The following is a 24,080-nucleotide window of genomic DNA, read 5'->3' as shown; positions in this document are numbered from 1 at the left end:
GGTCCACCGTCGTCCGAGTGCTTCGGGCTGCTGCGTTCGCGGCACGGTAGACCCCGGGACGAGCCCGGGGTGACGGTCAGGGTTTATCTCCTGTCTCATCAAGGATGCTGTCGATGCCTGAAGCTGCCCTGATCGAAATCGGCTCGGCCGACCTCACCGCCGCGATCAACCCATACGGCGCCGAGCTCACGCATCTGCGCGACGCCGACGGCCGCGAGCTGATGACCGACGCCAACCCGGCGTTCTGGACCGGCCATGCGCCGATCCTGTTCCCGATCGTCGGCGCGCTCAACGGCGACACGCTGCGGCTCGATGGCGAGAGCTACACGCTCGGCAAGCACGGCTTCGCCCGCCGGAGCAGCTTCGCGGTGGTCGAGCACAGCGCGACTCGCGTGGTGTTCCTGCTCGAGGACAGCGCCGAGACGCTTGCGGTGTATCCGCGCAAGTTCGCGCTGCGGCTGACCTACGCGATCGAGGGCGCCACGCTCGCGATCACCGCCGAAATCGAGAATCGCGAGCGCGAGCGCACGCTGCCGGCAAGCTTCGGCTTCCACCCGGCGTTCGCGTGGCCGCTGCCGTACGGCGCCCCGCGCGCCGACCACCGCATCGTCTTCGCCGCCGATGAGCCCGAGGCGCTGCGTGCGCTCACCCCCGGCGGGCTGATCGTCGCGCAGGAGCGGCCCACGCCGCTCGAGGGGCGCACGCTCGCGCTGCGCGATGCCCTGTTCGAGCACGACGCGCTGATCTGGGACGCGGTGCGGTCGCAGAGCGTGCGCTATGGCGCCGAGACCGGCCCGCAGTTGCGCGTCGATTTCCCCGACACGCCGATGCTCGGCATCTGGACCAAGCCCGGCGCGGCGTACGTCTGCATCGAGCCGTGGCACGGCATTGCCGACCCCGCGGACTTCACCGGCGATTTCACCGCCAAGCCCGGCGTGTTTGCGCTCGCACCCGGCGAAACGAAGACCATCGCGATGCACGTGACGCTGGAGCCGTAAAGCGCTATCGCCGCGCAGATGAATCACACGTCCGACCGCCGCACCTTCGCGATCATCTCCCACCCCGACGCCGGCAAGACCACGCTGACCGAAAAGCTGCTGCTGTTCGGCGGCGCGATCCATCTCGCCGGCGAGGTCAAAGCGCGCGGCCAGAACCGCCGTGCGCGCTCGGACTGGATGAAGATCGAGCAGCAGCGCGGCATCTCGGTCACCTCGTCGGTGATGACCTTCGAGCGGAACGGCCTGACCTTCAACCTGCTCGATACGCCGGGTCACGAGGACTTTTCGGAGGACACCTACCGCACGCTGACCGCGGTCGATTCGGCGGTGATGGTGATCGACGCCGCGCGCGGCATCGAGGCGCAGACGCGCAAACTGTTCGAAGTGTGCCGGCTGCGCTCGGTGCCGATCATCACCTTCGTCAACAAGGTCGACCGCGAGGGTCGCCCGCCGTTCGACCTGCTCGACGAGATTGCCGAGATGCTCCAATTGGACGTCACGCCGATGAGCTGGCCGGTCGGGATGGGCAGCGATTTCGAGGGGGTGTACGATCTCCACGCCAACAGCCTCAGCCAGCCCGAGGGGCCGAGCCGTGAGTTCATGGGCAAGGCCTTGAGCTTCACCGGACTCGACGATCCGGCGCTCGCCAAGACGCTGAGCCCGGCGGGCCTCAAATTGCTCCAGGACGAATCCGAGCTCGCGCTTGGCGGCTATGGCGCGTTCGATGTCGAAGCGTATCGCGGCGGCGACCAGACGCCGGTCTATTTCGGATCGGCGCTCAAGGAATTCGGCGTTGCCGAGCTGATCGACGCGCTCGGCCGCCACGCGCCGGGGCCGCGCCCGCAGCCGGCCGAGCCCGCCGAGGTTTTGCCCGAACGCGCCGACGTCACTGGCTTCGTGTTCAAGGTCCAGGCCAATATGGACCCCAACCACCGCGATCGCATCGCGTTCATGCGGTTGTGCTCGGGCACCTTCAAGCGCGGCATGAAGCTGACGCCGACGGGGCATGGCAAGCCGATCGCGATCCACTCGCCGATCCTGTTCTTCGCGCGTGAACGCGAGCTCGCCGACGAGGCGTTTCCGGGCGACATCATCGGCATTCCCAACCACGGGACGCTGCGCGTGGGCGATACGCTGTCCGAGCGCGCCGACGTGCGCTTCACCGGGCTGCCCAATTTCGCACCCGAAATCCTGCGGCGCGTCGCGCTGAAGGATCCGACCAAGACCAAGCAGTTGCGCAAGGCGCTCGACGACATGGCCGAGGAAGGGGTGACGCAGGTCTTCTATCCCGAGATCGGGTCGAACTGGATCATCGGCGTGGTTGGGCAGCTCCAGCTCGAGGTGCTGCTCAGCCGGCTCGAGGCGGAATACAAGGTCGATGCGGGGCTCGAGATGGCGCCGTACGACACCGCGCGCTGGGTTTCGGCGGCGGATCCGGCCGACCTCAAGGCGTTCATGGACCTCAACCGTACGGCGATGGCGAAGGATCGCGACAACAATCCGGTCTATCTCGCGAAGACGGCGTGGGACGTCGGCTATGTCGCCGACCGCTACCCCAAGGTGAAATTCGCGGCGACGCGCGAGCGTTAAGCGCGCTCGTCGACCCAGTCGCGGCGCAGCGACGGGACCGCGAAGAGGACGATGGCAGCCGCCAGGACGTAGAAGCCGAGGCAGCCGACCGCGGCGTAGCGCAGCGATTCGACGCCGCTCGTGGCCTTGAGGTGATCCGACAGGCCGCCCATCAGGATCGGCCCGACGCCGAGCCCGATCAGATTGTTGATGAACAGGAAGCTGCCCGACGCGGTCGCGCGCATCGGTGGCGGCACGAGGTGCTGGACCGCCGTCGCAACGGGCCCGAGCCACAGGATGTTGAGCGCGTTGGGAATCAGCAGCAGCGGCCACGCCACCCACGGATTGGGCGCGAGCAGACCGAGCGCGTACATCGGCGCGGTGATCGCCCAGGCGATCGCGGGGAGCCTCGCATACCAGCCGCGGTCGCTCCGCCCGAGCCGGTCGGCGAGCCAGCCGCCCGCGAAGACGCCGCCGACACCGCCGATCAGCAGCAGCGATCCCATGAATTGCCCCGTCTCGATCAGGCTGAAATGGAAGCTGCGAATCAGCACCGAGGGCGCCCACAGCGCGAGGCCATAGCCGCACAGCGAGCTGAACGACGCCCCGAAGGCGAGCAGCCAGAAGGCGGGTTTGCGCGCGAGGACCCCGAACACCGCGCTGACCGGCACCGCATCCTGCGCGCTCACCACGGGCCGCGGCACGTCGCGCACCAGCCAGCGGAACAGCGGCGCGATCACGATCCCTGCCACGCCGACCGCGATGAACGCGGTCTGCCAATTGACCAGCGCGGCGATATAGCCGCCGAGCAGCACCCCGCCCGCAAGCCCGATCGGAATGCCGAGCGAATAGACCGCGAGCGCACGCGCGCGGCGTTCGGGCGGGAAATAATCGGAGATCAGCGCATAAGACGGCGCGACCCCGCCCGCCTCGCCGACCCCGACGCCGAGCCGGTAGAAGAACAGTTGCCAATAGCCGGTCGCCGTCCCGCACAAAGCGGTGAAGCCGCTCCACACGATCAGCGACCACATCACCACGCCGCTGCGGCTGGTACGGTCTGCAAGGAAGGCGAGGGGGACGCCGAGCACCGAATAGAGGATCGCGAAGGCGAGCCCGCCGACCGCGCCGAACTGCGCGTCGCTCAGATGCAGGTCGGCCTTGATCGGCGTCGCCAGGATGCTGAGGATCTGGCGGTCGAGGAAGTTGAACGTGTAGACCACGAGCAACATCGCGAGGACGAGGCGCGCCCGGGCAGGCGAGGCAGGGCCCGAGGAAGGGCCCGGGGAAGGGGGGGCGGGCGCGGCGGTCATGGTCATATCCCCGAATCATCGCACCGGCCGCGTGCGCAACGCAAGCGGCCGGTGCGGGATAGTCTGGCGGTCAGAAGCGCGCGGTGATCGTGCCGAACACTTGCCGCGGATTGCCGTAGAAGGCGGTGGCGATGCCTTCCTTGCCGAGCGTCGGCGTATAGCGCCCGGCAGCGTTGAGGGTCGGCACCCCGGCGAGCGTCGAGCTGATATATTGGTAGCCCGACGTCTTGTAATGCTTGTCGGTGATGTTCTTGGCGTGGACGCCGATCGAATAGCGCCCCTTGCCGAAGGTGTAGGTCAGGTTCGCGTCCCACAGCGCATAGCCCGGCTGGTCGAGGAACGGGCTCGCGGTCTCGAACTGGTGCGTCAGGCTGCGATACGACAGCGTGGTCGAGGCGTTGATGCGGCCCGGGCCGGTCGGGATGTTGGCCGACAGCGTACCCGACGCGGTCCAGTCGGGGGTGTTCTGGAAGACGCGGACATTGGCGACGTCGGTGCCGGTCGGCCCGATGAAACGATCGTATTTGGCGTCGATATACCCGAGCGTTCCGGCGAGCGAGACGTTCGATCCGGCGCCGGCGAAATCGCGCGCGAGCACGGCGTTCGATTCGAGCTCGACACCCTTGATCGTCGCCTTGGCGGCGTTGGTGGTGATGCCGCAGAACGACTGCACCCCGCCGATGATGCAGCCGACCGAGCCCGGCACCTGGACGTTGCTGTAGTTCGAATAGAAGCCGTCGAGCGCGAAGGTCAGGCGCTTGTCGAACACCGAGCCCTTCCAGCCGATCTCGTAGCTCTTCACCACCTCGGGCTTGAACAGCAGGTAGTTGTAGATTTCCTGGTAGCTGCGCACGCCGTCCTGGTTGACGTCGGGTGCCGAGGTGCCCGAGCCGCGCGGATCGAACCCGCCGCCCTTGAAGCCTTCCGAATAGGACGCATAGAGCAAGTGATCGGCGCTCGGCTTGAAGCTGAGCGAGGCGCGCGGGGTGAAGCGCTTGAACTTGGCGGTGCCGTTGAAATTGGTCGACGGCGCGCCGACGATCGTCGGATTGCCGCCGAATTCCGAGGTCAGGCCGAAATAGCTCGCCTTGAAGATGAACGACCGACGCTCGTCCCAGGTATAGCGCCCGCCGAGCGACAGGCTGAGCTTGGGCGTGAAATCATAAGTGAAGTCCCCGAAGATCGAGTGCGTCTCGGTCCGCACGTCGCCCGCGGTATAGGCGTCGAAATTGGCGAGCGTCGTCGAGAGCAGCACGTCGAACCCGGTCGAGGCCTTCGCGCCGAGATAGTAATAGCCGATCAGCCCGTTGAGCGTGTCGCTCTTGTAGGCCAGCTGGAATTCCTGGCTGGTCTGCTCGTTGCGATAGACCGCGGGCACGTCGACATCGACCGCGGGGAGCGCGTCGAAATCGATCGGGGTGAACGAACGATCCTTGCGGAACGCGCTGATGCTCTTGATCGTGAGATGATCGCTCAGTTCGCCGGTCGCGACCATCGACAGGCCGCCCGCCTGGATGTTCTGTTTTGGCGTGTTGAGCCCGGCGCGGGTGTCGAACGGGTTCGACTGGATGGGCGTGTTGGTCAGCAGGCTGGTGATGAGGCGCGAGCCGTTGCGCGCGTTCGACTTGTCCTCGGTATAGTCGCCGGTCAGGCGCAGGCTCATCCGGCTGTCGGGCGATTCGAATTCGATCGTGCCGCGGCCCGCCCAGAGGTTCTTGTTGTAATTGTCGATGCCGAGGTTGGTGTTGCGCCCGAACCCGTCGCGCGTCAGCCGCGCGCCGGCCACGCCGACCTTGAACAGCGAACCGATCGGGGTCGACAGGCTGACGATGCCGTCGGCCTGGTTGTACGAGCCGTAGCTCGCCTTGAGGCTCGCCTCGGGGCTGTCGGGCAAGCGCTTGGTGACGTATTTCACCGCGCCGCCGATCGTGTTGCGGCCGTAGAGTGTGCCCTGCGGGCCGCGCAGCACTTCGATCCGCTCGACGTCATAGATGTCGAGCACCGCCGCCTGCGGGCGGTTGAGATAGACGTCGTCGAGATAGATGCCGATGCCCGCCTCGAAGCCGGGGACGGGATCCTGCTGGCCGACGCCGCGGATGAAGGCGGCGAGCGTCGAGTTGGTGCCGCGCGCGTTTTTCAGCGTGGTATTGGGCGTGACGTTCTGGATGTCGGTGAGATCGACCGCGCCGGTCTTCTCGAGCCGGTCGGCGGAGAAAGCGGTGACTGCGATCGGCACGTTGAGCAGCGTCTCCTCGCGGCGGCGCGCGGTGACGACGATCTCGCCCGACGCGGTCTCGTCAGCCTGCGGCTCGGCGGCGGGGGCAGATGCAGGCGCGGTCTGGGCGGTGGCGGGGAGGGCGGTCGATCCCGCGAGAGCGGCGCCGGCAAAGAGCAAGGCGCGCACGGACTTCAGGCGTGTCATCAATCATCCCCTCCTGCGGCGCATCCAGATGGCCCGATATCGTCCGGGTTGTGCGCGCGTTGGGAAGGCTATACTGAAACCTGAACCGGGTTTCAACTTGAGAAATGACAGGCACCATGGCGGACGCACCCGTCGCTCCGGCGACCAGCCCATCAGCCGCAAGTGAAGGCAAGGCGCCGCGTACCGAACGCGGGCGCAAGACGCTGCGCGCGATCCTCGACGCGGCGGCGGTCGAATTCGGCGAGCGCGGGTTTCACGACGCATCGGTGAGCGGGATCACGCGCCGCGCGGGCGTCGCGCTCGGGAGTTTCTACACCTATTTCGATTCGAAGGACGCGGTGTTCCGTGCGCTGGTGCGCGACATGTCGGATCAAGTACGCGACCGAGTCGCGCCCGCGATTCGCGCCGCGCCCGACCAGATTGCGGCCGAGCGCGCTGGCTTACGCGAGTTCGTCGCGTTCGTGCGCGGGCACAAGGAGATCTACCGGATCATCGACGAGGCCGAGTTCGTCGATCCGGCGTCGTTCAAGCTGCATTATGCGACGACCGCCGAGCGGATCGCGGCACGGCTCAAGGCGGGCGCGGAGCGCGGCGAGATCCGTAGCGACGTGTCCGAGGTCCATGCCTGGGCGATCATGGGGATGAACGTGTTCCTCGGCCTGCGCTACGGCGTGTGGGAGGAGGATCTGACGCTCGACACGATCGCCGATACGGTTGCCGAGATGCTCGCGCGCGGGCTCGCGCCCTAGCGCGCGCTATCCGCGACGAGCGCTGCCGCAAGCGAATCGCGGACCGCGCGGACCGCATCGCCCGTTGCGCTCGCGGGGCTGTCGGGTACGGCTTCGGCGGTCTTGCGCCCACCTGCGAGCGCTTGTTGCACGCCGCGGATGGTGTAGCCGTCGCGGTTGAGCATCGTCGCGATCCGCTCGACGAGCGCGACATCCTCCGGGCGATAATAGCGGCGGTTGCCCGCGCGCTGGAGCGGGCGCAATTGCGGAAAGCGCGTTTCCCAATAGCGCAGGATATGCTGCGGCAGCCCGGTATCGCGCGCGAGCTCGCCGATCGTGCGATAGGCACCTGCGGCCTTGTCGCCGGACGCCTTTTCGCCCGACACCTTCTCTCCAGTCGCCTGTTTCCCGGCCCGCACGGGCGGCACCGTCATGCGATGGATCAGTCGGCTTCGACGATGCGGTCGCGCATCATCTGGCTGGCGCGGAAGGTCAGCACGCGGCGCGGCGCGATCGGCACTTCGATGCCCGTCTTGGGGTTGCGGCCGATGCGTTCACCCTTGTCGCGCAGCACGAAGGTGCCGAAGCCCGAAATCTTGACATTGTCGCCCTGGGCGAGCGCGCTGCACATGTGATGCAGGATCTGCTCGACCATTTTCGATGAATCGGTACGCGAGAGGCCGACATTGTGATGCAGTGCTTCGGCCAGATCGGCGCGCGTCAAGGTTCCCGCAGCTTCCATCGAAACGTTCCCACAAAAACACCAAGACCCTTACGCTATCATAACAAAGCAGGTGGGAAAAGGTCTTTGCCCCCGATGTTTAACAATTATCAGAACCGAACGACCGCTGCCCCCCAGGTAAAACCGCCGCCCATCGCCTCGAGGACGATCACGTCACCTTGCGCAATTCGTCCGTCCTTGACTGCGGTGTCGAGCGCGAGCGGTACGGACGCTGCCGAAGTGTTGGCATGCTGATCGACCGTCACGATGACCTTCTCCGGCGCGAGATGAAGCTTGCGTGCCGTAGCGTCGAGGATGCGCGCATTGGCCTGATGCGGCACGACCCAATCGACGTCGGCGGCGGTCAGCCCGGCGCGCTCGAGCGTCTCGGTCATGACCGAGGCGAGGTTGACGACGGCGTGGCGGAACACCTCGCGGCCCTTCATCCGGACCTTGCCGACCGTTCCCGTCGTGGAGGGACCGCCATCGACATAGAGCATCTCGTTGTGGCGGCCATCGGCGTGCAGCCGCATCGCGAGGATGCCGCGCCCTTCGTTCCCGGTGTCGCCATTTTCCTGCGCCTCGAGCACCACCGCGCCGGCGCCATCGCCGAACAGTACGCACGTCGCGCGGTCTTCCCAGTCGAGGATCCGGCTGAAGGTTTCCGCGCCGATCACCAGCGCGCGCTTGGCGGCGCCGCTGCGCAGCATGCTGTCGGCGACCTGGAGCGCGTAAAGGAAGCCCGAGCAGACCGCCGCCACGTCGAAGGCGACGCAATCGTCGATCCCGAGCATCGCCTGCACCTTGGTGGCGCTCGACGGGAAGGTCTGGTCGGGGGTCGCGGTCGCGAGCACGATCAGGTCGATCTCGTGTGCCGAAATCCCGGCCGCGCCGAGCGCCGCGCGGCACGCGTCGGCGGCGAGCGTTGCCGTCGTCTCGTCAGGTCCGGCGATGTGGCGGAAGCGGATGCCGGTGCGCTCGACGATCCATTCGTCCGAGGTATCGACGGTTTCGGCCAGTTCGGCATTGGAGACGCGGCGCGCTGGCAGCGCCGATCCGGTCCCGATGATGACGCTACGCACTGACATAGGGGGCATTACGCTGCCTTTTTCTCGAAATCGCCTAGATCCTCGGCGATGCGCCGGGTCAGATCGTCGCGTACCATCTTCGCGGCCGCCGCGATCGCGGTGCACACGCCGATCTCGTTGGCGCCGCCATGGCTCTTTACCACCAACCCATTGAGCCCGAGAAACACGGCACCATTATGGTTGTTCGGGTCGAGATGATGGCGCAGCAATTCGGTCGCCGGGCGCGAAATCAGGAAACCGATCTTCGAGCGTGTCGACGAACGGAACGCGCGCTTGAGCAGATCGGCGACGAAGCGCGCGGTCCCCTCGGCGGTCTTGAGTGCGATATTGCCCGAGAAACCGTCGCACACGATCACGTCGACATCACCGCGCGAGAGCTTGTCGCCCTCGATAAAGCCGGTGAAATCAAGCGGGAGGTGCGTCGCGGCGCGCAAGGCGGTCGCGGCGTCGCGAATCGTCTCTGTCCCCTTCTGGTCCTCGCTGCCGATGTTGAGCAGCGCGACGCGTGGGCGTGCGAGGTCGAGCGTGGTGCGGGCGTACGCCGCGCCCATCACCGCGAACTGGATGAGATTGCGCGAATCGCACTCGGTATTGGCGCCGAGATCGAGCACGACGGTGTCGTTGGCACCGAGCGAGGGCATCAGCCCGGCGAGCGCGGGGCGGTCGATCCCGGGGATCATCCGCAGCGACAGCTTCGACATCGCCATCAGCGCGCCGGTATTGCCACTCGACACGCACGCGGCGGCACGGCCCTGCTTGACCATGTCGATCGCGATTCCCATCGACGTGGTCTTGGCACGGCGCAGCGCCTGGCTCGGCTTCTCAGCCGAGCCGATCACGTCGGATGCATGGACGATCTCGGAATGCGCGCTGAGGTTGGGGTGATCCTTCAGCCCAGCCGCGATCGCGCTTTCGTCACCGACGAGAATGAAGCGCATGTCCTCGAACCGGCGGCGCGCACGCGCAACGCCGGCGAGCATCACCGCCAGGCCTTCATCGCCGCCCATCGCATCGATTGCGATCCGGGAGCTGTTCGTCACGCTGGTCGCTCCCTGTTCAACTAGACGGGCGATGCGTCGAATCAGCCTTCGACCGAGAGAATCTCGCGGCCGTTATAGTGTCCGCACGACGGGCACAGATTGTGCGGGCGCTTCAGTTCGCCGCAGTTCGGGCATTCCTGGAACGACGCAACCGTCAGCGAATCGTGGCTGCGACGCATGCCGCGCTTGGACGGCGTGGTTTTTCTTTTGGGGACGGCCATTTTGGCGAAACCTTATACGTGTCTGACAGGTGCGATACGCCCGGTCCGGGCTCTTACGCAACCAACGCCTGAGGCTGGCCGCGCGAGCGGCACCGATGCCAGACAGATCGCGAAGATCGCGGCCTATAGCGATTCCCCACGGCGTTGCAAGCTTGTGCATGGGGTGCCAGGGTCTACGCCGAGATGGTTTAGTGACTTTTGGGGGTATCGATGGGACCAATTCTTTTGCCGATCGCGCTGGTAAGCGCCGGCGCCGCGGCGATTCTCAACCTGTGGCTGGCGATGCGCACCGGGGCGATTCGCCGCCAGACCAAGGTCAGCATCGGCGATGGCGGAAACGAGGCGTTGATTCGGCGGATGCGCGCGCACGCCAATTTCATCGAATCGGCGCCGTTCATACTCATCCTGATCGCGCTGATCGAATTCACCAACGGCACGAGCCTGTGGCTGTGGGTGGCAAGCGTGCTGTTCGTGCTCGCCCGCGTGGCGCATGCGCTCGGTATGGATGGGATGCGGCTCGGGCGCGAGCTGGGCACGCTGGTGACCTTCGCCTTGCTGCTCGGGCTCGGCGGGTACGCCGTGACGCTGCCCTTCGTGGCGCCTGCGATGCACGGCGTGCCGGCGGTCAGCGCGGTGCCAGCGGGGTAAGCCGCGGCCTAGCGTCGCGGTACGGGATGTACGCAGCAGCATCCTCACCGGATGTTTACCGATGTTCGTGCATTGCGGTGCCCTCACCCGGGGGGATCCGACCACGATGACCGAAATGCCGAGCGCACATGCCTTCGCGCCCAACGCCGTAACCGCGACAGCGCCCTGTATCGGCATGGTGTTCGAAATCGCCGGGTCGAGCAGCCTGGTGATGCTCGATGCGCTGGCGCTCGACGCGACGGTGGGCAGTGCCGATCCGGTGATTGCCACCGCCGGGTCGGTCGGCAGCCAGATCAAGATGCGCGTCGGCGGGACGTGGCTGATCGCCAATATCCGCTCGCTCAAGCTGATCGACGGGCATGACGACCGGATCGCCGCGACGGTCGACTTCCTCGGCGAGGGCGACGAGGAGAAGCTCACCGGCAAGCTCTACAAGTTCCGCCGCGGCGTGACGCGCTATCCGACTCCGGGCTGCGCGGTATACCCGGTCTCGACCACCGACCTGCGACAGATCTATTCGGCCGACGACCGCGCGAATATCGAGATCGGCACGGTCTATCCGACCAAGGACATCCGCGCCGCGCTCTATGTCGATGCGATGCTCGGCAAGCATTTCGCGCTGCTCGGCAGCACCGGCACGGGCAAGTCGACCAGCGCCGCGCTGATCCTCCACCGCATCTGCGAGCTCAGCCCGCAGGGGCATATCGTGATGATCGATCCGCACGGCGAATATGCCGCGGCGTTCAAGGGCAATGGCGCGATCTACGACGTGTCGAATCTGCAAATGCCGTATTGGCTGATGAACTTCGAGGAACATTGCGAGGTGTTCGTCACCTCTTCGGGGTCGGAGAAGCAGATCGACGCCGACATCCTCGCCAAATGCCTGCTGATGGCGCGCGCCAAGGGGCGGCTGGGCCAGGAGATCGGCAAGCTGACGGTCGATGCCCCGGTGCCCTATCTGCTGAGCGACCTGACCAATCTGATCGGCCTTGAAATGGGCAAGATGGACCGCGCCGGTGACACCGCGCCGTATCTGCGGCTGCGCACCAAGATCGACGAGATCAAGGCCGATCCGCGCTACGGCTTCATGTTCTCCGGCATGCTCGTCGCCGATACGATGGCGGGATTCATCGAACGCGTGTTCCGCTTGCCGGGCGACGGCAAGCCGATTTCGATCATCGACGTGTCGGGCGTGCCGAGCGAGATCACCTCGGTGGTGGTCGCGGTGCTCAGCCGGATGGTGTTCGATTTCGCGATCTGGTCGCGCGGCGAGCCGCAGCGGCCGATCCTGCTCGTCTGCGAGGAAGCGCATCGCTACATCCCCGCGGGGAACGGCGATGGGTCGAGCGTCGGGCGGATCCTCTCGCGAATCGCCAAGGAGGGGCGCAAATACGGCGTCTCGCTCGGGCTGATCACGCAGCGGCCGTCGGATCTGGCCGAGGGTGTGCTCTCGCAATGCGGTACGATCATCGCGATGCGGCTCAACAACGATCGCGACCAGGCGTTCGTCCGCGCGGCGATGCCCGAGGGCGCGCGCGGCTTCCTCGATTCGATCCCGGCCTTGCGCAACCGCGAGTGCATCATCTGCGGCGAGGGCGTCGCGATCCCGATCCGCGTCTCGTTCGATTCGCTCGCCGACGACAAGCGGCCGGCGTCGGACGATCCGCTCTTCTCGCAATTGTGGCGCCAGACCGGCGGCGAAGGCGAGATCATCGCGCGGACCTTGAAGCGCTGGCGCGCGCAGGGGCGGTAAGCGGCTGCGTCATGCCGGGCGTGATCCGGCATCCAGGCGGGCGATCGGTGTTACAGGGCCCGGCTGGCGGCTCGTACGGACCCCGGATCGAACCGGTGACGCGGCTTACGCGCCCGGCTTGACCGCGAGCAGGCTGGCGACCTTCGCCTTGAACGCGCGCAATTGCTCGCCCGACAGCGTCGCCACGCTCGAGAAGGAGAAGCCGCGCGGATTGACCGCGACGCCGCCGCGCAGCACTTCCCAGTGCAGATGCGGGCCGGTCGACATGCCGCTATTGCCCGAATAGCCGATCACCTCGCCGCGCGACACATGCTGCCCGGGGCGCGTCGCGAAGCGGCTGAGATGGCCGTAATGCGTCTCGATCCCGCCGCCATGCGACAGCTTGATGAAATTGCCATACCCGCCGCTGCGCCCGGCATAGGTGATCGTGCCGTCGGCGGGGGCGTGGATCGGCGTGCCCCACGCGGTGCCGATGTCGATGCCCTTGTGCATCCGCGTGAAGCCGAGCAGCGGGTGGAAGCGCATGCCAAAGCTCGAGGTGATCCGCGCCATCGATACCGGCATGGTGAACATGCCCTGCCGCTCGGACTGGCCGCTCGCTTCGTACCAGGTGCCGTCGGTCCATTGCACGAGCTGCGTCTTGGCGGCGCCGTGGTCGAGCCCGGCGAACAGCAGATTGCCGAGCTGCGTTTCGCCCGTCGCGGCACGCTTGCGCTCGATCACCAGGTCGTACGAATCGTCGCGCCCGACGCGGCCGATCGCGAACTTGCTCGCAATCGCCTTGATGTACGTCTCGACCAGTTTGACCGGCACGCCGGCAGCGCGCGCCGAGCGGTACAGGCTGCTGCCGACCGGGCCCTGGATGCGCAGCGGGGTCGTGTCGATCGCGATCGATTGCTTGGTCAGCACGAGTTGGTCGCCGACGCGCTTGAGCGTCAGCTGTTCGTCGAAGCGGGCGCGCAAGGCGAGCGCCTCGAGCGGGCGTGCGACGCTGCGATTGGGGCGGCGGCCGAGCGTCATCGGGACTTGCGTGCCGGGTTTCAGATCGCCGAGCGGGACCGAGCTCGCGATCAGCGCGACGGCGTTTTGCGCATCGCGTTCGGATACGCCGGCGCGCTGGAGCATGTCGCCGAAACTGTCGCCTTGGCCGACGGTCGCGGTGCGGTCCTCGACCGGGCGTTCGGGGGCTTCGGCGAGCGGGACGACCAGATCGTTCGACGCCATGTGCCGCCCGCTGTTCGCGCCGAGCGCGAGCGGCAGGATCGCTTGCGCGCGGGCTTCGTCACGGTCGGCGCCAGTCAGCGGTGCGGGGATCGCGCCCAGGATCGGGCGAGTGATCGGCGGGGCGATCGCGATCGCGGTGGCGCACAGAGCGGCGCAGGTCGCCGCACCGCGCCACCAGTCGAGCGAGCCGATCCGCGATCCGAGATCGGGAACCCAATCGGTGTGCAGCGCGGCGGCGCGCAGTTTTTCGAAGCGGGTGCGCTCGGCATTGGGCACGAGCGCGCGACCGAAGGAGATGGCGGCGGTGCCGCCAGCCTGGTCGAGCCCATGATCGTTACGCAAGAACAAGGATTCGCGCCCCCGAAAAATCGATACACGCTGCTCGTTCCGCCCCGCAGCATGGAGCCAAATGACTGTGGTGCCAAAACCCTAAAGTCAAATTAACCCCGCCCTTGGAAAGCTCGCGGAACGCCGATGCGTTCCCGCGCTGCGACGAGATGGAGAAACGCTGTGTTGGGCAGCGCTTTAGCGTGGTTAACGCGGCCGCTGCAGATCGTATTTTTGCCTAGTGGTTGCACTTAGGTGCCCGGCACGCGATGTTGCACGCGTCATGCAGCGTACCGCAGAACATGCCGTCACGGCGGTGCTCGGACCGACCAACACCGGCAAGACCCATCTCGCGGTCGAGCGGATGTGCGGGCATTCGAGCGGGATGATCGGCTTCCCGCTGCGGCTGCTGGCGCGCGAGGTCTATGACCGCGTCGTCAAGCTCAAGGGCGAGAACCGCGTCGCGCTGATCACCGGCGAGGAAAAGATCGTCCCGAAGGACGCGCGCTGGTTCCTGTGTACCGCCGAATCGATGCCGCTCGACAAGGATCTTGCCTTCGTCGCACTCGACGAAGCGCAATTGGGCGCCGATCCCGAGCGCGGCCACGTCTTTACCGACCGCATTTTGCGCGCACGCGGGCGTGAGGAGACGATGCTGCTCGGCTCGGAGTCGCTGCGGCCGATGCTCAAGGCGCTGGTGCCGGGCATCGAGATCATCAACCGCCCGCGCTTCTCGACGCTGAGCTATGCCGGCGCGAAGAAGATCAGCCGGCTGCCCAAGCGCTCGGCGATCGTCGCGTTCAGCGCCGAGGAAGTGTACGCCGTCGCCGAGATGCTGCGGCGCTTGCGTGGCGGAGCGGCGGTGGTGATGGGCGCGCTCAGCCCGCGCACGCGCAACGCACAGGTCGCGATGTTCCAGGCGGGCGAGGTCGATTATCTCGTCGCGACCGATGCGATCGGCATGGGGCTCAACATGGACGTGGCGCATGTCGCCTTTGCCAGCCTCAACAAGTTCGACGGCCATCGCCAGCGCCGGCTGCGCGTCGCCGAGATGGCGCAGATCGCCGGGCGCGCCGGGCGGCACCAGCGCGATGGCACCTTCGGCGCGCTGGTCGAGGAAGGGCCGGGGGCGTTCACGCCCGAGGAAGTGTTCGCGATCGAGGAGCATCGCTTCCCGCCGCTCGAGCAGCTCTATTGGCGGCAGGGCGAGCCCGATTATGCGAGTGTCGATGCGCTGATCGAAAGCCTCGAGCAGCGGCCTGCGCACCGCGTGCTGTGGGCGGCGCCGCAATCGACCGATCTCGCGGTGTTGAAGCGGATGGCGGAGGAGCCCGGCGTGCGCGGGCGGTGTCGCTCGCCGGCGATGGTCGCGCGGCTGTGGGCGGCGTGCGGCGTTCCCGATTTCCGCAAGCTCGGGGTCGATCCGCATACGCGCTTCGTCGCGCGGCTGTTCGGCTATCTGAGCGAGGGCAACGGGTACATTCCGCACGAATGGTTCGCGGCGGAAATCGCACGGCTCGACAATGTCGCGGGCGATGTCGAGACGCTGGCGGGTCGGATCGCGGCGGCGCGGAGCTGGTCGTACATCGCCAATCGCGCCGACTGGCTGGCCGATCCGGCGCATTGGTCGGCACGCGCGGGCGCGGTCGAGGAGCGGCTCTCGGATGCGCTCCACCTGAGTCTCACGCAGCGCTTCGTCGACAAGCGCACGACGCTGCTGATGCGCCAGATCGGCGCCGATCCGCGCGCGCTGCCCGTCACGATCGGCGCGCAGGGCGAAGTGATGGTCGAGGATCATGCGATCGGCCGGCTCGACGGCTTCCGCTTCGTCGTCGCGCCCGATGCGCGCGCGACCGACAAACGGCTGTTGCTCGCCGCTGCCGAACGCCGGCTCGGCGACGAACGCGCGCGGCGCGGTGTGGCGCTGGCCGAAGCTGAGGATAGCGTGCTGGCGCTGTCCGCCGAGGTCGGCGCGGTGCCTACGCTGCTGTGGGGGGAGCTCGCGGTTGCAACGCTCGCGCCGGGACCCACGCTGCTGCGACCGCGCGTGCTGCTCGACCGCGCGCTCGACTGCCTGAGCGTCGAGGCGCGTGGGAAGATCGAGGCGCGGCTGAAGCTGTGGCTCGCCGGGCAGCTCAAGCGGAGCGTGCCGGGGCTCGTCGTGCTCGACGGCGTCCAGCGCGATCCGGCGGCGAGCCCGGCGTCGCGCGCGGTCGCGGCGGCGCTCGTCGCGCATGGCGGGATCGTCGCGCGCGCCGATATTGCGGTGGCGGTCGACGGGCTCGATCCGGTGGCGCGCAAAGCGTTTCGCGGGGCGGGGTTCACGATCGGTGCGCTCGACCTGTTCGATCCGCGGTTGCTCAAGCCCGGCGCGGCGCGCTGGCGGCGGGTGCTGCTCGCCGCACGCAATACGCAGCCGGTGAGTGCCGGGCCGCGCGAAGGGGCGACGGTGCTCGACCGTGCCGCGCCGGGCGCGACGCTGGCGCATGGCTATCGCCCGGTCGGCGCGCAGGCGGTGCGGATCGACTTGATCGAACGCATCGCGCGGGCGGCGCATGACGCGCGCGGCAGCCAGGGGCGCAAACCGTTCGTGCTCGATCCGGCGCTCGCGCTGTCGATGGGGCTGACGCGCGCGACGCTCGAGCAATTGATGGGGGGCTTCGGCTTCCGCCCTGCGCCGAGCGCCGACGACACGCTGCGCTGGAGCTGGCGCGGCCGCCCGCCGGTGCGCCCTGCGCCACCGCCGCGCGATACGGCGATGGCAGGGGCGATGGCGGGCGCGTTCGCGGCGCTCGGCGGACAGGCGGGGTAAGGCTTGGGCGAATCGACGCACACGATGCGGCTCGACCGCTTTTTATGGTTCGCGCGGATCGTCAAAACGCGCGCGATCGCGCAGACCATGGCGGCGAGCGGCCATGTCCGCGTCGATGGTCGCGCGGTCGACAAGCCCGCGACGCTGGTACGGATCGGCAGCGTCATCGCCTTTGCGACCCCCGCCGGCCGGGTTCGCGCGCTCCGCCTGCTCGTGCTGCCGCAGCGCCGTGGTCCGCCCGAGGAGGGCCGTGCGTGTTACGACGAGTTGCTCGAAAATACGCGTCCGACGCGCGCAAGCGTTGACGGCGGTGACGCTCGGGCATAGCAGCACAAGCGTTCGTACTCCGGGAGTGTTTTAATGACCTACGTCGTCACCGATGCCTGCATCAAGTGCAAGTACATGGACTGCGTCGAGGTGTGCCCGGTCGACTGCTTCTACGAAGGCGAGAACATGCTGGTGATCAATCCCAGCGAGTGCATCGATTGCGGCGTGTGCGAGCCCGAATGCCCCGCCGAAGCCATTCTCCCGGACACCGAATCGGGTCTCGAGCAGTGGCTCGAGCTCAACACGACCTTCTCGGGCCAGTGGCCCAACGTCACGCGCAACGCCAACCAGACGCCGGCCGATGCCGATGCGTGGAAGGGCAAGCCGGGCAAGATGGAGTTCTTCTCGCCCGAGCCGGGCGCGGGCGACTGAAGTGTCGCGAATCGGGGCAGAACTCGGCCTCGATCCGCGATTGCACGCAAAAGCAATGCGCAATGACGTCGCGAGTGCGACGTTTAGCTGGTAATTTTATTACGACTCTGTTAAAAGGACAGGGACGCAAGCGCCATCGCGCGCGCTTTCGGCACGGAGACGTACAACAACACCCACATCCGCACGTGCTCTGCAGCTTTTCTGCCGCGGATGCGTTGCACCGGATACCCGGTCCACAGAAAGGTCTTACGGAATGGCTGCCAAGGCGCTGTCCTTCGACGTCGGCGATTATGTCGTTTATCCCAAGCACGGTGTCGGCCGTGTGATCGAGCTCCAACGGCAGGAAATCGCCGGGATGCAGCTCGAACTCTATGTTCTGCGGTTCGAAAAAGAGCGCATGACGCTGCGCGTGCCCACCAACAAGGCGGAAAGCGTCGGGATGCGCAAGCTCTCGAGCGACAAGACGTTGCGTGAAGCGCTCGACACGCTGACCGGCAAGCCGCGCGTCAAGCGTACCATGTGGTCGCGTCGCGCGCAGGAGTATGAAGCCAAGATCAATTCGGGCGACCTCGTGTCGATCGCCGAAGTGGTCCGCGATCTGTTCCGCGCCGACGACCAGCCCGAGCAGAGCTATTCCGAGCGCCAGATCTTCGAAGGCGCGACCAGCCGCCTCGCGCGCGAACTCGCCGCGATGGAGCAGGTCGACGAGCCGACCGCACAGGAAAAGATCCTCGAGATCCTGCGCAAGGCCGCCGCGATCCATAACAAGGACAAGGCTCCGGCCTGATCCTTCGCACCATCGACGTGCCATCAGGGGGCGGCTGGTAACGGCCGCCCCTTTTTTGTTGCGCGGCCGGTTCGTCAGTGTATTGTTGTTGCAACACACAGGAGTTCCGTCATGCGCGTCCTTCCGTTTCTCATCGCCGTCCCGCTCGCAGCGTGCTCGTTTAATAGCGACGCATCGCCCCCGGGTGACTCGGGCGCGCGTGCGACGCGCAGCTTCGCGATCGCCGATTTCACCGGCGTCGCGCTGCGTGGGTCGGACGATGTCGACGTGCGCGTCGGGTCGGGCTTTTCGGTGCGCGCGCAGGGGCCCCGCAGCGAGCTCGACAAGCTCGAGATCGTGCGCGAGGGCGACACGCTCCGCGTCGGGCGCAAGAAAAACCTCGGCGGCTTCAGCTGGGGCTCGAAGCAAGACCGCGTGAAGATCTTCGTGACGATGCCGCGGATCGTCGCGGCGCAAATCGCCGGGTCGGGCAATATGGCGATCGACCGCGTCGCGGGCGCACGCTTCGACGCCGATGCCGCGGGCTCGGGCGATCTCTCGATCGGCGCGCTTGCCGTGCCGCAGGCCAAGCTGGCGGTCGCCGGATCGGGCAATATCACCGCCAAGGGTGCGGTCGAGCGGTTGGCGATCGATGTCGCCGGCTCGGGCAATGTTGCCGCGCGCGGGCTCAAGGCGCGCGGCGCGACGGTGTCGATCGCCGGATCGGGCGATGTCACCGCCGATGTCAGTGGCGAGGCGCGGGTTTCGATGGTCGGTTCGGGCAATGTCGATCTCGGGCCGGCGGCGCATTGCACGACGACCAAGGTCGGCTCCGGCGAGGTGCGCTGCGGCGGGTGATCGGGGTCGGCTGATCGGGGGCGGCCGATCGGAGTCGGCTGATCGCGCTTGCGCGGCGCGGCACTTGCGCGGATGGTCGCGGCGATGCTGCGCTTCCTGACCCTTGCCATGCTCGTCGCGGTTGCGCCTGCGCGCGCCGCCGAACGCAGCTATTTCATCGGCGATTTCGACCGGATCCGCGTCGAGGGGCCGTTCGACGTGCGGCTCGCGACGCGCGGCACGCCTGCCGCGCGCGTGACTGGCGCGACCGACGGGCTCGACGTGCATGTCGATGCTCGGGTGCTGACGATCCGCGGGACGGCGCGCGATTCGGACGGTTCTTCCCGGGCGGGCGCCGCCGACCCGCCGACGATCTATGTGCGGACGACCGATCTCCACGCTGCGGCGGTGATCGGCGGGGGGAAACTCGTCATTGCCGGGCCACTGCGCGGGGCGCGCGTCGACCTGCAGATTTCCGGCAGCGGATCGATCACCGCGCCCGAGCTCGCCGCCGACCAAGTCTCGGTGACGCTCGTCGGCGCGGGGGCAATGACGCTGGGCGGGCGGACCGCGCGGTTGCGCGTGCTCAGCACCGGGGCGGGGTCGATCGATGCGAGCGCGTTGCTCGCCAACGAAGCGCTGTTGCGGCTCGACGGATCGGGCGCGACGCAAGCCAATGCGCGCTATGTCGCCGATGTCGTGACGACCGGGCTCGGTGCGGTAACGGTCTCGGGCAGCCCGAAATGCAAGGTCAAGGCGCCCGCCGGTGCGCCGGTGACGTGCGGCGGCAGCGCGCCGTAAGCAGCGCTAGACCAATCCCAGCGCCGACAATTTGGCGAGCAACGCGGTCGGCATGACATCGCCCGCGACCATCCCCGCGCCGAGATCGGCGGGCGCGTCGCCTGGTTCGAGATAGCGCCAGCCCTGGTGTGCGCGCTTCGGCCGGCCCTCGGTCAGCACCAGCGCGGGGTCGATATGGATCGCGACGCGCCCGCCCTCGGCCTCACCGAAGCCGAGGATCGGCGAGCGCGCGACGAGCGTATGCTTGATGATCCAGTAGAGCGAGCCGCCGGGCGTTCCGACGATCTCCTCATGCCGTTTGGGCAGATAGCGCGTCGTCAGGAACACGGGCCCCTCGGCACCGCGCTGGCGCAGGCGTTCGTCGAGATGATCGAGACTGGTCGCGCCGAACGCGACCTTGGTGAGATGAAGCGGCACCCGTCGCAGATGGGGCAGCGCGCGCTCTGCGCCAACCCCGAAAGGTTCAAATCTCGCGATCGGCGGCGTAATGGCTCACGACGAGCGCGACGAGCACCGACCCGGCGATCGCCACCGCGGTTTCGCTGAGCGAGTGGGCGTTCCAGTCCCACACTTCGAGCCCGGCATAGCCCGGCATGTTGGCGCGTCGCCCGGCGCCGAATTGCTCGATCCATTGATATTCGCGCTGCGTGATCTCGCGCATGATGCACACCGCCGACCCCGCGAAGCAGCCGAGCCAGATCGCGCCGCGCGTCGGTACCGCGAGCCAGCGGCCCAACGCCCAGCAGACGAGCTGAACCCCGATCGACACCGGCAGGTGGTTCCACATGGGCCTAGCTGCCGAGCCCGAACAGCGTCGCAAGGCCGAGGAACGAGAAGAAGCCCATCACGTCGGTCATCATCGTCACGAACACCGCCGACGAGACGGCGGGATCGATATCGAGCCGGTCGAGCGTCACCGGGATCAGCACCCCCGACAGGCCCGCGATCAGATTGTTGATCACCATCGCCATCGCAATGACGATCGCCAAATGCATGTTGCCGAAGATCAGGAACGTCCCGATCCCGATCAGCGTGCCGAGCATCGCGCCATTGGCCGCAGCGATGCGGAATTCGCGGTAGATCATCCGGCCGGTGTTCGAACTGGTCAGCTGGTTGGTGGCGAGCGCGCGGACCATCACCGCGAGCGTTTGCGTGCCGGCATTGCCGCCCATCCCCGAGACGATCGGCATCAGCACCGCGAGCAGCGCGAAACGCCCGATCTCGCCCTGGAACAGCCCGACCACCGAGGCGGCGAGCATCGCGGTGCCGAGATTGACGACGAGCCAGGTGATTCGCGTCCGCACCGTGAGATGGATCGGCTCGTTGATGTCGCCGTCGCCCGCGCCCGACAGGCGGAGGATATCCTCGCCGGCTTCTTCGGAAATGATGTGGACGATGTCGTCGACGGTGATCATGCCGACCAGCCGCCCGACCGGATCGACCACCGCGGCCGAGATCAGCGCGTATTTCTGGAAGCGCAGCGCGACTTCTTCCTGGTCCATGTCGACCGGGATCAGCGTCTGTTCGCGCTGCATCACGTCGCCGATCGCAATCCCGCGCGGCGTGCGCAGGATCCACGACAGCGCGACCGTCCCCACGGGCTTGTGCGCGGGGTCGACGACGAAGATTTCCCAGAAATCGGTGGTCAGCTCGTCATGCTGGCGCAGATAGTCGAGCACGTCGCCGACCGACCAATGTTCGGGCACCGCGATCAGCTCGCGCTGCATCAAGCGGCCGGCGGTCTCCTCGTCGTAACTCAGCGCCTCTTCGATCGCGGCGCGATCGTCGGGGTCGAGCGCGCGGAGCACTTCGCGCTGGTCGGCGGGCTCCATGTCCTCGATGATCGCGACGGCGTCGTCGGTATCGAGTTCGGAGGCGATGTCGGCCACCTGCGTCGCCGACAGCGCGTCGATCAGATCCTCGCGGACATAATCGTTCATCTCGGCGAAGACGTCGCCGTCGAGCAAGTCGGTGATCGCGGTCGCGAGCGCGGCGCGGTCCTCGTGCGGCGTCAGCTCGAACAGATCGGCGATGTCGGCGGGGTGGAGCGGCTCGACCAGCGCGCGCGCCGCCGCGGCGTCGCCCGACTCGACTGCATCGCGCACCGCGCTGACAAAGGCGGGCTTCAATCGGTCGTCTTCGTCGAGTTGGGTGGTATCGAGCTCGGGCTCGGTCAGGTCGGTCTCGCTCACCATGGACCTCCTTGGCCTTTAATCCTGGCGGTCTAGCGGCGTGCGGCAACAAAGCCAACGCCGCTTCGTTGGGCTGTGCGGCGGCGGGCGATTTGCCAGCCGTGCGCAGCCTCGCTAGGGCGGCGCATCCCCCATTTCCAGGAGTCCTCCGATGGCCGATCTTCCCGAAACCCTCACGTTGACCCTCGATAGCGGCGGCGACGTCGTGATCAAGCTGCGCGGCGATCTCGCGCCGCAGCACGTCGCGCGGATTGCCGAGCTCGCCAATGCCGGCTTCTATGACGGCGTCGTGTTCCACCGCGTGATCCCCGGCTTCATGGCGCAGGGCGGCGATCCCACGGGCACCGGCATGCACGGCTCGAAGAACCACCCGAACCTGCCCGCCGAATTCTCGAAGGAGCCACACGTCCGCGGCACCGCGTCGATGGCGCGGGCGCAGGATCCGAACTCGGCGAACAGCCAGTTCTTCATCTGCTTCGACGATGCGCGCTTCCTCGACAACCAGTATACCGTCTGGGGTCAGGTCACGTCGGGCATGGAGCATGTCGACGCGCTGCCGAAGGGCGAGCCGCCGCGTAGCCCGGGCAAGATCGTGAAGGCGCACGCCGAGTAACGAACGCTCCAGCAAAGCCCTCTCCCGCCTTTGCGGGAGAGGGTTGGGTGAGGGCCTTGTTCTAATCGACGCCCGAAAAGCAGAAGACCCTCACCGACTACGACTAGGGCCGCGTGAAGAACGCGACCCAAGTCTTCGTAGCCTCTCCCGCGAAGCGGGAGAGGCTACGAAGGTTTCACACCCCCGGATCGGCGATCGTCGCGATCAGCCAGTCGTGGAACAGCCGCACCGGCTTCTGCGTCAGCGCGCGCGGGCGGCACGCGAACCAATAGCTGTACGGGCTCTCGACCGGGATATCGAACAGCCGGACGATCCGATCGTCGCGCGCTTCCTCGAAATGGCTGGCGTGCATGAAGGCGATGCCGAGCCCCTGCGCCGCCGCCTCGAGCATCAGCGCGCCCGAATCGAAATGGTCGATCGCGAGCGGCTCGAGATCGCTCAGCCCCGCCGCCGCGCGCCACGCGCTGAACGTATCGGGCATGTCGCGGTGCACCAAAGCGGTCAGCCCGGCGAGCTGGTCGGGGCTGGTGATCGGGTTCTGCCCTTCGATCAGCGCACGCGCACCGATCACATAGACCTGGTTGCGATCGAGTCGCTTGGCATAGAGCGCCGGGTCGATGTCGCGCGCGAGTGCGATGACCGCGTCGAGGCCCTCGCCCAATCGCGACAGCAGGTGCGCCGCGGTATCGATGTCGAGATGCAGTTCGGGGTGTTGCGTGCGCAGTTCGCCGAGCCGCGGGAACAGCTTCTGCGACGCCCAAAGCGGGAGCAGCCCGAGTCGCAGCCGCAACACGTCGGTATTGCTCGTCATCACTTCGACCGCGTCCGACAATTGGTCGAGCGCGGGCGCGATCTGTTGCAGCAGCCGGTCGCCATCGGCGTTGAGCACGACCGCCTGGTGGCGGCGCTCGAACAGCGGGCGGCCGATAAAGCGCTCGAGCGCCTGGATCCGCCGACTGAGCGCGGGCGGCGACAAGGCAAGCTCCTGCGACGCCGCCTTGATCGAACCGGTGCGGGCGACCTGCACGAACGCTTCGATCGCGGTAAGGGGCGGCAGTCTGCGCATCGTCGGCTCGTTCCTCCGTGACCTATGACATCGCTATCTTGTGCGACGCACCAAGATACCGTTCGCTCTAACCCCACCATTCCCCGTGGCGGGGAAGATTGCAACGATTGCAGAAACGACAATCGCAATCAGTTCTTTCGCACTTGCAACATAATCGGTCGTGCTGCATTCAGAGGGTGCCTTTCAGGCATCCTCTCCTAAAACTTTCAAGGCCGATCCCTCCGGGGGTCGGCCCTTTTTTTGTC

24 protein-coding genes are annotated in these 24,080 nt (G+C 67.0%); 12 read left to right on the top strand and 12 right to left on the bottom strand.

The window, feature by feature from the left end:
• Positions 1-113: 113 nt before the first annotated feature.
• Together E2E30_RS14945 and E2E30_RS14940 are read left to right on the top strand one after the other, a co-directional pair.
• Positions 114-998, top strand: a complete 885-nt coding sequence (locus E2E30_RS14945) for an aldose 1-epimerase family protein (protein ID WP_133191088.1) — start codon at positions 114-116, stop codon at positions 996-998.
• 18 nt (positions 999-1,016) lie between these two features.
• On the top strand, positions 1,017-2,588 hold the full coding sequence (locus E2E30_RS14940; protein WP_133191086.1) for a peptide chain release factor 3: 1,572 nt from the start codon (positions 1,017-1,019) through the stop codon (positions 2,586-2,588).
• Here the strand turns inward: E2E30_RS14940 and E2E30_RS14935 are convergent.
• Both E2E30_RS14935 and E2E30_RS14930 read right to left on the bottom strand, forming a co-directional pair.
• Positions 2,585-3,877 (bottom strand): spinster family MFS transporter, encoded by a 1,293-nt coding sequence (locus E2E30_RS14935; RefSeq protein ID WP_206365717.1) that lies wholly within the window; start codon positions 3,875-3,877, stop codon positions 2,585-2,587. The two genes, E2E30_RS14940 and E2E30_RS14935, sit on opposite strands and share 4 nt — an antisense overlap.
• A 70-nt stretch (positions 3,878-3,947) precedes the next feature.
• Complete coding sequence (locus tag E2E30_RS14930) at positions 3,948-6,299, bottom strand: TonB-dependent receptor (protein WP_133191082.1); 2,352 nt, start codon at positions 6,297-6,299, stop codon at positions 3,948-3,950.
• Between the two features lie 116 nt (positions 6,300-6,415).
• Between E2E30_RS14930 and E2E30_RS14925 the strand changes: the two genes are divergently transcribed.
• Entirely contained in the window at positions 6,416-7,048 is a 633-nt protein-coding gene (locus tag E2E30_RS14925; RefSeq protein ID WP_133191080.1) for a TetR/AcrR family transcriptional regulator, read from the top strand.
• Here the strand turns inward: E2E30_RS14925 and E2E30_RS14920 are convergent.
• The 5 genes from E2E30_RS14920 to rpmF all read right to left on the bottom strand — a co-directional run bounded on the left by E2E30_RS14920 (position 7,045) and on the right by rpmF (position 10,097).
• Entirely contained in the window at positions 7,045-7,461 is a 417-nt protein-coding gene (locus E2E30_RS14920; protein WP_133191078.1) for a MerR family transcriptional regulator, read from the bottom strand. The genes E2E30_RS14925 and E2E30_RS14920 overlap by 4 nt on opposite strands.
• 8 nt (positions 7,462-7,469) lie before the next feature.
• Positions 7,470-7,769 carry an integration host factor subunit alpha gene (locus tag E2E30_RS14915; RefSeq protein WP_133191076.1) on the bottom strand — a complete coding sequence of 100 codons (300 nt, stop codon included), beginning with the start codon at positions 7,767-7,769 and terminating at the stop codon, positions 7,470-7,472.
• An 89-nt stretch (positions 7,770-7,858) separates the two neighbouring features.
• Entirely contained in the window at positions 7,859-8,836 is a 978-nt protein-coding gene (locus E2E30_RS14910) for a beta-ketoacyl-ACP synthase III (protein WP_133191074.1), read from the bottom strand.
• A gap of 8 nt (positions 8,837-8,844) precedes the next feature.
• Entirely contained in the window at positions 8,845-9,876 is a 1,032-nt protein-coding gene (plsX, locus tag E2E30_RS14905) for a phosphate acyltransferase PlsX (RefSeq protein ID WP_133191072.1), read from the bottom strand.
• A 41-nt stretch (positions 9,877-9,917) separates the two neighbouring features.
• Complete coding sequence (gene rpmF, locus E2E30_RS14900; RefSeq protein WP_010184208.1) at positions 9,918-10,097, bottom strand: 50S ribosomal protein L32; 180 nt, start codon at positions 10,095-10,097, stop codon at positions 9,918-9,920.
• A gap of 210 nt (positions 10,098-10,307) precedes the next feature.
• Between rpmF and E2E30_RS14895 the strand changes: the two genes are divergently transcribed.
• Positions 10,308-10,745 (top strand): MAPEG family protein, encoded by a 438-nt coding sequence (locus E2E30_RS14895; RefSeq protein WP_165954539.1) that lies wholly within the window; start codon positions 10,308-10,310, stop codon positions 10,743-10,745.
• A 106-nt stretch (positions 10,746-10,851) separates the two neighbouring features.
• Positions 10,852-12,498, top strand: a complete 1,647-nt coding sequence (locus tag E2E30_RS14890; RefSeq protein WP_133191070.1) for an ATP-binding protein — start codon at positions 10,852-10,854, stop codon at positions 12,496-12,498.
• 105 nt (positions 12,499-12,603) lie between these two features.
• On the opposite strand, the gene E2E30_RS14885 is transcribed toward E2E30_RS14890, so the two are convergent.
• Positions 12,604-14,070: a M23 family metallopeptidase gene (locus E2E30_RS14885; RefSeq protein ID WP_133191068.1), complete on the bottom strand. Its 1,467-nt coding sequence runs from the start codon at positions 14,068-14,070 to the stop codon at positions 12,604-12,606.
• Positions 14,071-14,332: 262 nt separating this feature from the next.
• Here E2E30_RS14885 and E2E30_RS14880 point away from each other — a divergent pair, with 262 nt between their 5' ends.
• The 6 genes from E2E30_RS14880 to E2E30_RS14855 all read left to right on the top strand — a co-directional run bounded on the left by E2E30_RS14880 (position 14,333) and on the right by E2E30_RS14855 (position 19,964).
• Complete coding sequence (locus E2E30_RS14880; RefSeq protein ID WP_133191066.1) at positions 14,333-16,861, top strand: helicase-related protein; 2,529 nt, start codon at positions 14,333-14,335, stop codon at positions 16,859-16,861.
• Between the two features lie 3 nt (positions 16,862-16,864).
• A complete protein-coding gene (locus E2E30_RS14875; RefSeq protein WP_416194475.1) occupies positions 16,865-17,188 on the top strand; it encodes an RNA-binding S4 domain-containing protein in 324 nt (107 codons plus the stop codon).
• Between the two features lie 33 nt (positions 17,189-17,221).
• Complete coding sequence (gene fdxA, locus E2E30_RS14870) at positions 17,222-17,560, top strand: ferredoxin FdxA (RefSeq protein WP_010184201.1); 339 nt, start codon at positions 17,222-17,224, stop codon at positions 17,558-17,560.
• Between the two features lie 253 nt (positions 17,561-17,813).
• On the top strand, positions 17,814-18,347 hold the full coding sequence (locus E2E30_RS14865) for a CarD family transcriptional regulator (protein WP_133191064.1): 534 nt from the start codon (positions 17,814-17,816) through the stop codon (positions 18,345-18,347).
• A gap of 111 nt (positions 18,348-18,458) precedes the next feature.
• Complete coding sequence (locus E2E30_RS14860) at positions 18,459-19,184, top strand: head GIN domain-containing protein (protein ID WP_133191062.1); 726 nt, start codon at positions 18,459-18,461, stop codon at positions 19,182-19,184.
• Between the two features lie 48 nt (positions 19,185-19,232).
• Positions 19,233-19,964 (top strand): head GIN domain-containing protein, encoded by a 732-nt coding sequence (locus E2E30_RS14855; protein ID WP_133191060.1) that lies wholly within the window; start codon positions 19,233-19,235, stop codon positions 19,962-19,964.
• A gap of 6 nt (positions 19,965-19,970) precedes the next feature.
• On the opposite strand, the gene E2E30_RS14850 is transcribed toward E2E30_RS14855, so the two are convergent.
• The 3 genes from E2E30_RS14850 to mgtE are packed head-to-tail and all read right to left on the bottom strand — an operon-like array spanning position 19,971 to position 22,159.
• Positions 19,971-20,381, bottom strand: coding sequence for a DUF1489 family protein (locus E2E30_RS14850; RefSeq protein WP_133191058.1), 411 nt, complete (start codon positions 20,379-20,381; stop codon positions 19,971-19,973).
• A 46-nt stretch (positions 20,382-20,427) separates the two neighbouring features.
• Positions 20,428-20,751, bottom strand: coding sequence for a hypothetical protein (locus tag E2E30_RS14845; protein WP_133191056.1), 324 nt, complete (start codon positions 20,749-20,751; stop codon positions 20,428-20,430).
• Between the two features lie 4 nt (positions 20,752-20,755).
• Positions 20,756-22,159 carry a magnesium transporter gene (gene mgtE, locus E2E30_RS14840; protein WP_240698953.1) on the bottom strand — a complete coding sequence of 468 codons (1,404 nt, stop codon included), beginning with the start codon at positions 22,157-22,159 and terminating at the stop codon, positions 20,756-20,758.
• A gap of 148 nt (positions 22,160-22,307) precedes the next feature.
• Between mgtE and E2E30_RS14835 the strand changes: the two genes are divergently transcribed.
• Positions 22,308-22,769, top strand: coding sequence for a peptidylprolyl isomerase (locus E2E30_RS14835; protein WP_133191052.1), 462 nt, complete (start codon positions 22,308-22,310; stop codon positions 22,767-22,769).
• A gap of 175 nt (positions 22,770-22,944) precedes the next feature.
• On the opposite strand, the gene E2E30_RS14830 is transcribed toward E2E30_RS14835, so the two are convergent.
• Positions 22,945-23,835, bottom strand: coding sequence for a LysR substrate-binding domain-containing protein (locus E2E30_RS14830; protein ID WP_133191050.1), 891 nt, complete (start codon positions 23,833-23,835; stop codon positions 22,945-22,947).
• Positions 23,836-24,080: the final 245 nt, after the last annotated feature.

The organism is Sphingomonas sp. AAP5, from assembly GCF_004354345.1.
GTDB classification, from domain to species: Bacteria; Pseudomonadota; Alphaproteobacteria; order Sphingomonadales; family Sphingomonadaceae; genus Sphingomonas; species Sphingomonas glacialis.
This window is presented reverse-complemented; position numbering and strand designations above follow the sequence as displayed.

What these genes read in the sequence shown, in the direction of transcription:
- E2E30_RS14945 (WP_133191088.1), top strand. Translation starts at nt 114, where the DNA reads ATGCCTGAAGCTGCCCTGATCGAAATCGGCTCGGCCGACCTCACCGCC.
- E2E30_RS14940 (WP_133191086.1), top strand. Translation starts at nt 1,017, where the DNA reads ATGAATCACACGTCCGACCGCCGCACCTTCGCGATCATCTCCCACCCC.
- E2E30_RS14935 (WP_206365717.1), bottom strand. Translation starts at nt 3,877, where the DNA reads ATGACCGCCGCGCCCGCCCCCCCTTCCCCGGGCCCTTCCTCGGGCCCT.
- E2E30_RS14930 (WP_133191082.1), bottom strand. Translation starts at nt 6,299, where the DNA reads ATGACACGCCTGAAGTCCGTGCGCGCCTTGCTCTTTGCCGGCGCCGCT.
- E2E30_RS14925 (WP_133191080.1), top strand. Translation starts at nt 6,416, where the DNA reads ATGGCGGACGCACCCGTCGCTCCGGCGACCAGCCCATCAGCCGCAAGT.
- E2E30_RS14920 (WP_133191078.1), bottom strand. Translation starts at nt 7,461, where the DNA reads ATGACGGTGCCGCCCGTGCGGGCCGGGAAACAGGCGACTGGAGAGAAG.
- E2E30_RS14915 (WP_133191076.1), bottom strand. Translation starts at nt 7,769, where the DNA reads ATGGAAGCTGCGGGAACCTTGACGCGCGCCGATCTGGCCGAAGCACTG.
- E2E30_RS14910 (WP_133191074.1), bottom strand. Translation starts at nt 8,836, where the DNA reads ATGTCAGTGCGTAGCGTCATCATCGGGACCGGATCGGCGCTGCCAGCG.
- rpmF (WP_010184208.1), bottom strand. Translation starts at nt 10,097, where the DNA reads ATGGCCGTCCCCAAAAGAAAAACCACGCCGTCCAAGCGCGGCATGCGT.
- E2E30_RS14895 (WP_165954539.1), top strand. Translation starts at nt 10,308, where the DNA reads ATGGGACCAATTCTTTTGCCGATCGCGCTGGTAAGCGCCGGCGCCGCG.
- E2E30_RS14890 (WP_133191070.1), top strand. Translation starts at nt 10,852, where the DNA reads ATGACCGAAATGCCGAGCGCACATGCCTTCGCGCCCAACGCCGTAACC.
- E2E30_RS14880 (WP_133191066.1), top strand. Translation starts at nt 14,333, where the DNA reads ATGCAGCGTACCGCAGAACATGCCGTCACGGCGGTGCTCGGACCGACC.
- fdxA (WP_010184201.1), top strand. Translation starts at nt 17,222, where the DNA reads ATGACCTACGTCGTCACCGATGCCTGCATCAAGTGCAAGTACATGGAC.
- E2E30_RS14865 (WP_133191064.1), top strand. Translation starts at nt 17,814, where the DNA reads ATGGCTGCCAAGGCGCTGTCCTTCGACGTCGGCGATTATGTCGTTTAT.
- E2E30_RS14860 (WP_133191062.1), top strand. Translation starts at nt 18,459, where the DNA reads ATGCGCGTCCTTCCGTTTCTCATCGCCGTCCCGCTCGCAGCGTGCTCG.
- E2E30_RS14845 (WP_133191056.1), bottom strand. Translation starts at nt 20,751, where the DNA reads ATGTGGAACCACCTGCCGGTGTCGATCGGGGTTCAGCTCGTCTGCTGG.
- mgtE (WP_240698953.1), bottom strand. Translation starts at nt 22,159, where the DNA reads ATGGTGAGCGAGACCGACCTGACCGAGCCCGAGCTCGATACCACCCAA.
- E2E30_RS14835 (WP_133191052.1), top strand. Translation starts at nt 22,308, where the DNA reads ATGGCCGATCTTCCCGAAACCCTCACGTTGACCCTCGATAGCGGCGGC.
- E2E30_RS14830 (WP_133191050.1), bottom strand. Translation starts at nt 23,835, where the DNA reads ATGCGCAGACTGCCGCCCCTTACCGCGATCGAAGCGTTCGTGCAGGTC.